The following is a 5476-nucleotide window of genomic DNA, read 5'->3' on the forward strand; positions in this document are numbered from 1 at the left end:
CTGGAGGACGGGGGGCCGGAGGACGGGTCCCAATGCCTGGCCGTGCTCGGCTTCGAGGGGACCCCGGAGCGGGTCGCCGACCGGCGGGCCAGGGCCGCGGACGTGCTGCGCGCGGCCGGCGGCGAACCGCTCGGCACGGGTCCGGGCGAGAAATGGGAGCACGGCCGGTTCAACGCCCCCTACATGCGCGACGCGCTGCTCGACGTCGGCGCGTTCGTGGAGACGCTGGAGACCGCCGCCTTCTGGACGGACGTCCCCCGCCTGTACGAGGCCGTCCGGAACGCCCTGATCGGCGCCCTGTCGGGCGGGGGCACGCCTCCGCTGCTGATGTGCCACATCTCGCACGTCTACCCGTCCGGGGCGTCCCTCTACTTCACCGTCGTGTCCGCACAGGGTAAGGATCCGGTGGCGCACTGGGACGTGGCCAAGCGCGCCGCCAACGACGCGATCATCGACGCGGGCGGCACGATCAGCCATCATCACGGTGTGGGCACCGACCACCGCGACTGGTACGCCCGGGAGATCGGGCCGCTGGGCGCGGCGGTGCTCCGCGCCGTCAAGGACCGGGTCGATCCGGCCGGAATCCTCAATCCGGGTGTCCTCGTCCCGCCTGCCGCAGGGGAGTAGCCATCATGCCGGAGCCCGCCCGTGACCACGGCCCGCGTTCGTTCACCGCGATCGTCAACCCGGCGGCGGGCGGCTCCGCGTCCGCCTCGTCGCTGATCACGCTGGCCCGGCTGCTGCGCGAGGCGGGCGCCGACGTCGCCGTCGAGTACAGCCGCGGCCTGGAGCACGCGGCCGGCGTCGCCCGCACCGCCGCGGGAACCGGGCGGGTCGTGCTCGGCGTCGGCGGCGACGGCATGGTCGGCTGCGTCGGCGGCGCCCTGGCCGGCCCGGACGCCGGCCCGGACACGGTCTTCGGCATCGTCCCGGGAGGGCGCGGCAACGACTTCGCGCGGCAGCTCGGCATCCCGTCCGATCCCGAGGAATTGGCCAAGCTGCTGCTGGAGGGCGAGCCGCGCGCCGTGGACGCGATCGAGGCCAACGGCACGCCCGTCCTCGGCAGCGTCTACGCGGGCGTGGACGCCGTCGCCAACGACAACGCCAACAGGACGCGGCTGCTGCGCGGCTCCGCCGCCTACTACTTCGGGGCGCTGCGCGCGATCATCACCTGGCGTCCGGCCGACTACCTGATCACGGTGGACGGCGAGTCGTACTCGCGGCAGGGCTACACCGTCGTCGCCGCCAACTCCGGCTACTACGGGTTCGGCAAGCACATCGCCCCGGACGCGCGCGTGGACGACGGGCTCCTCGACGTGATCCTCATCCGCCAGGCGCCCAAGAAGCTCTTCTTCTCCGTCATGCGGGAGCTGGAGGACGGTTCGCACGTGCGGCGGCCCGAGGTCGAGGTCATGCGGGGCCGCGAAGTGCGGATCGAGCTGGCCGGACCGCCCGGCAGGAGGCTCCCTTACGGCGCCGACGGCGAGCTGCCCGGCGTGCTGCCGGTCACGGCCCGGGTGATGCCCGGCGCGCTGCGCGTCCTGGCGCCCTGACCGGCGGCGCGACCGGATCGTCAGGTCTGGGGCCGAAGTTTTGGGTCGGTTTACGTCCGCATTACGGGCCTTCGGATAGCGTCAGTTACGTCCCGCTTAGGGACCGTTGGGGCCGTCTGCGGACTCATCATGAGAAGGCGATTGCTCGCCGTTCTGGGGGGACTCATGATGTGCGCGGACGCCCTCGTCGTGGTGGCGCCGGCGTCTCTGGGGGTGGCGCCGGTGCCCACCACGAGCATCCGTCCGCCCCGTCTCCGCGCCGCCGCCGGGCACATCCCGGGAAGATCACACACTCGGCTGCGGCAAGTCGCTTGACTGTCGAGATCGCCTCCCGACAGGCTGTGACCAACCCCCTATCTGAGCCTTCTCACCCGGCGGGCTGTCCGGACCCGGCCCCGTGACACACCGGATGAAACGGCTCGATCCGCCGGAGGCGTCCTGTGTGTGCCGAGGAATATCCCGGTCCCGAGAACTCGCGTACCTCCGAGGCGGGTGCCGGGTGGGTGTGCCAGAAGCCCGGCACGTTCCACGATCTTCTTCCCCAGCGCGTCGCCGACTTCTCCTGGCGCCGCCCCAGGGTGCTGTGGCGTTCCCGCAACGACGTCCTGGCGCGCCTTTTCGGCGACCCCTCGAACGCGATCCGGCGCCGCTGCGTCGCCGCGCTGCGCGAGCGCGGGACGCCGGCCGCCTTCACCGTCCACCGCTCGGAGCCGGAGTTCTCCTTCGCCCTGCTGGGCGACACCGGCGAGGGGGACCGGTCGCAGTACGCGGTGGTCCCGCCGCTGCTGCACGCCGCCGCCGGCACCGACTTCATGATCATCGCCAGCGACGTCATCTATCCGGCCGGGGACGCGGACCAGTACCCGGACAAGTTCTTCCGCCCCTACCGGGACTACCCGGCGCCCATCTACGCCCTCCCCGGCAACCACGACTGGTACGACGGCCTGCGCGGTTTCCTCCACGTCTTCTGCGGCCTGGACGAGGACTGCTCGCCGCCGCCGTGGCGCGGCCTGCTCTCCTTCGTGCCGCGCCTCCTGTGGCGCCGCCCGGGGGAGGTGGACGCCGCGGCGCTCGCGGAGGTCCGCCGCGAGTACCGGGGCGCCCCGGGGCAGCAGAGCGTCCAGCCGGGGCCGTACTGGGCGATCGACACGCCCTCGCTGCGCGTCATCGGCGTCGACACCGGGATCACGGGCGTCCTCGACCGCGGGCAGGGCCGCTGGCTTCGGGAAGTGTCCGCGGGTCCGAAACCCAAGCTGCTCGTGACCGGAAAACCGCTGTACGTGGACGACGAGTACCGCCCGGGGAAGATCGAGGGCGGCGGGACGGTCGACGAGATCGTCCAGGACCCGGCGCACAACTACGTGGCGGCCATCGGCGGCGACATCCACAACTACCAGCGCTACCCGCTGACGACCCGCGACGGGCGGACGATCCAGTACATCGTCTCCGGCGGCGGAGGCGCGTTCATGCACGCCACCCACACGATCCCGCGGACGCGCACCGTGGAGGAGGACCGGTTCCGCTGCTACCCCCTGCGCGGCGACTCCCTCTCCCGCTACAGCAAGCTGTACGGCCGGTGGCTGCGGCTGCCCAGACTCTTCGAGCTCACCCCGGAGGAGGCCACGGCCGCCGTCCGGCACCGGCTCGGCATCAGGCCGGGCCGCGGCTACGAGAGCCCCGGCCCGTCCTTCCGCGCCCGCTTCGTCGCGACCGTCCTCGGCGTCCCGCGCGGCGACCGCCGCCGCCCCCGGATGCTGCGCGCTCCCGTGCACAAACTGCCGCAGCGCTTCCGCTCCGAGCTCGCCGACTGGGACGACCCGCCGTTCTTCAAGAGCTTCCTGCGCCTGGACGTGACCGAGTCGGAACTCCGCATCCGCTGCCACGCCGCCACGGGCTGCGGCGACCAGGAAGCGGCCCCACCCTGCGAGGACGAGGTCATTGTTCCTTTGCATTGATCTCCTCTTCCGGAGAGGCATCTCGCTGAGCGGGGGAGGCGGGTTGGAGGATCGACCAGAAACGTCGACAAAGGCGGAGAGGTTGGCGCGCGGCGTGTGTCGGTGCCGTTACTGTCATCAGGCATCAGACGGGTGATCGGTAACGAGCGGTCGTGGAAGAACGGCCGCGTCACAGGAGAGCAACGCGAATGAGCTATCCCCAGCAGGGTCAGGGCCAGCAGCAGGGCTACCAGGGCGGTTACGCGCCCGCACAGCAACAGCAGGCACCCGTCGCCGTCGGCGCAGGCGCCAACATGAAGCGCCGCAACCCGATCGGCGCCTGGCTCGGCCTGCCCATCATCACCTTCGGCATCTACGGCCTCGTGTGGTTCTTCAAGGTCCACAACGAACTGCACGCCTACGACCGCCGCATCGGCAACTCCGCCGTGAACGCGCTGCTGTCCATGCTGTTCGGCGCCATCACCCTCGGCATCTGGCCCCTGATCATGTGGGTCAAACTCGCCGGCCGCATCGCCGCGGCCCAGCGCGCCGCCGGCCTCGCCCCGAGCTGCAGCGCGGGCGTCGGCTTCCTGCTCGGCATCATCGGCTTCGGGGTCCTCTACTACCAGATCCAGCTCAACAAGGTCGCCGACCGCTACGGCGACACCCCCGCCGGCCAGCAGGTCTCACTGGTCGCGTGACTTTTTGTAGTTCCCTTGGCGGTCGGGCCCTGGGGGCCCTCCCTTCGGCGGCCAATGCGCTGCGATCGCGGTGGTTCAGGTCGCGGAGCTGCTGAGGAGAACTGAAGGCTACGGCCCTGGCCTTCTGGTTCGGTTGCCGGCCCCCTCCGTGCGCACCCGTCGCGGAGGGGGCTTCGCTTTCCCGCGGTTCTGTCGGTGGTACCGGCCAGAATGGGCGCGTGAGAATCGCGGTGGCGGCGGGGCGAGCGGGTGGGGGAGTGCTGCGGCCGCTCGGTGAGGACGGCGCGCCCGCCGGGCCCGCCGAGGACGTCCCCGATCTGGTCGCGGCCATCGCGGAGCGGGAGCGGGCTGGGGCGCCGCGGTGGGTGTGGGCTTCCACGGCGCGGCTCTATCCCCGGCTGCTGGACGCGGGCGTGCGGGTGGGGCGCTGCCATGATCTGGAGCTGGTCGAGAGCCTCCTGCTCGGTCACGCGGGACGGCACGGGGAACCGCGCTCCGTCCGGGCGGCGTGGGCGCGGTCGCGCGGGGAGCCGGTGCCCGCGGACCGGCCGCCGCAGGAGGAGCCGGCGCAGGCGTCGCTTTTCGACGACGGTGCGCGGGAGGCGGCCGTCGACGACATCGAGCAGGTCGTCGCCGTGCACGCGGAGCAGCAGCGGGCCATCGCCGGGCTCAACGGGAGCTCGGGCGGGCCGGGGGCCGGAGGACGGTTCGCTGTGCTCGCCGCCGCGGAGTCGGCCGGGTCCCTGGTGGCGGCCGAGATGGGGCACGACGGGCTGCCCTGGTCGGCCGAAGAGCACGACGCGCTGCTCACCGGGCTGCTCGGGCCGCGTCCGTCCGGCGGTATGCGGCCCCGCAGGCTCCAGGATCTCGCCGACCGGATCAGCGCGGCGTTCGGCCCGCGCACGCACGTCAACCCCGACTCACCGGCGCAGATCCTCAAGGCGTTCGCGTCGGCGGGCCTGCCGGTCCCGTCGACGCGCGCGCACGTGCTCAAGCGGCTCGACCATCCGGCCGTGCCGCTGCTGCTGGAGTACAAGGAGCTCGCGCGGCTGCACACCGCGCACGGCTGGGCGTGGCTGGACACCTGGGTCAGCGGCGGGCGGTTCCGTCCCGAGTACGTGGCCGGCGGCGTGGTGTCGGGCCGGTGGGCGACGAGCGGCGGGGGCGCCCTGCAGATCCCGCGCGTCCTGCGCAAGGCCGTCGTCGCAGATCCCGGCTGGTCCCTGGTCGTCGCGGACGCGGCCCAGCTCGAACCCCGGGTGCTGGCGGCCCTCGCGGGCGACCGGGC

5 protein-coding genes are annotated in these 5476 nt (G+C 72.6%); all 5 read left to right on the plus strand.

Translation table 11 applies throughout. The features are described 5' to 3' along the window. The coding region (locus tag E1285_RS42700; RefSeq protein WP_279510130.1) for an FAD-linked oxidase C-terminal domain-containing protein at nucleotides 1-627 on the plus strand (627 nt) is incomplete at its 5' end. Between the two features lie 5 nt (nucleotides 628-632). Beyond that, on the plus strand, nucleotides 633-1553 hold the full coding sequence (locus tag E1285_RS42705) for a diacylglycerol kinase family protein (RefSeq protein WP_132160608.1): 921 nt from the start codon (nucleotides 633-635) through the stop codon (nucleotides 1551-1553). A gap of 503 nt (nucleotides 1554-2056) precedes the next feature. Then, a complete protein-coding gene (locus tag E1285_RS42710) occupies nucleotides 2057-3508 on the plus strand; it encodes a metallophosphoesterase (RefSeq protein WP_243723450.1) in 1452 nt (483 codons plus the stop codon). Nucleotides 3509-3696: 188 nt separating this feature from the next. Then, on the plus strand, nucleotides 3697-4188 hold the full coding sequence (locus E1285_RS42715; protein WP_132160612.1) for a DUF4234 domain-containing protein: 492 nt from the start codon (nucleotides 3697-3699) through the stop codon (nucleotides 4186-4188). Nucleotides 4189-4406: 218 nt separating this feature from the next. Continuing rightward, nucleotides 4407-5476: bifunctional 3'-5' exonuclease/DNA polymerase (locus E1285_RS42720; protein WP_165967004.1), on the plus strand; the 1070-nt coding region annotated here is incomplete at its 3' end.

It is taken from the genome of Actinomadura sp. 7K507 (genome assembly GCF_004348425.1).
Lineage (GTDB): Bacteria > Actinomycetota > Actinomycetes > Streptosporangiales > Streptosporangiaceae > Spirillospora.

What these genes read in the sequence shown, in the direction of transcription:
- E1285_RS42705 (WP_132160608.1), top strand. Translation starts at nt 633, where the DNA reads ATGCCGGAGCCCGCCCGTGACCACGGCCCGCGTTCGTTCACCGCGATC.
- E1285_RS42715 (WP_132160612.1), top strand. Translation starts at nt 3,697, where the DNA reads ATGAGCTATCCCCAGCAGGGTCAGGGCCAGCAGCAGGGCTACCAGGGC.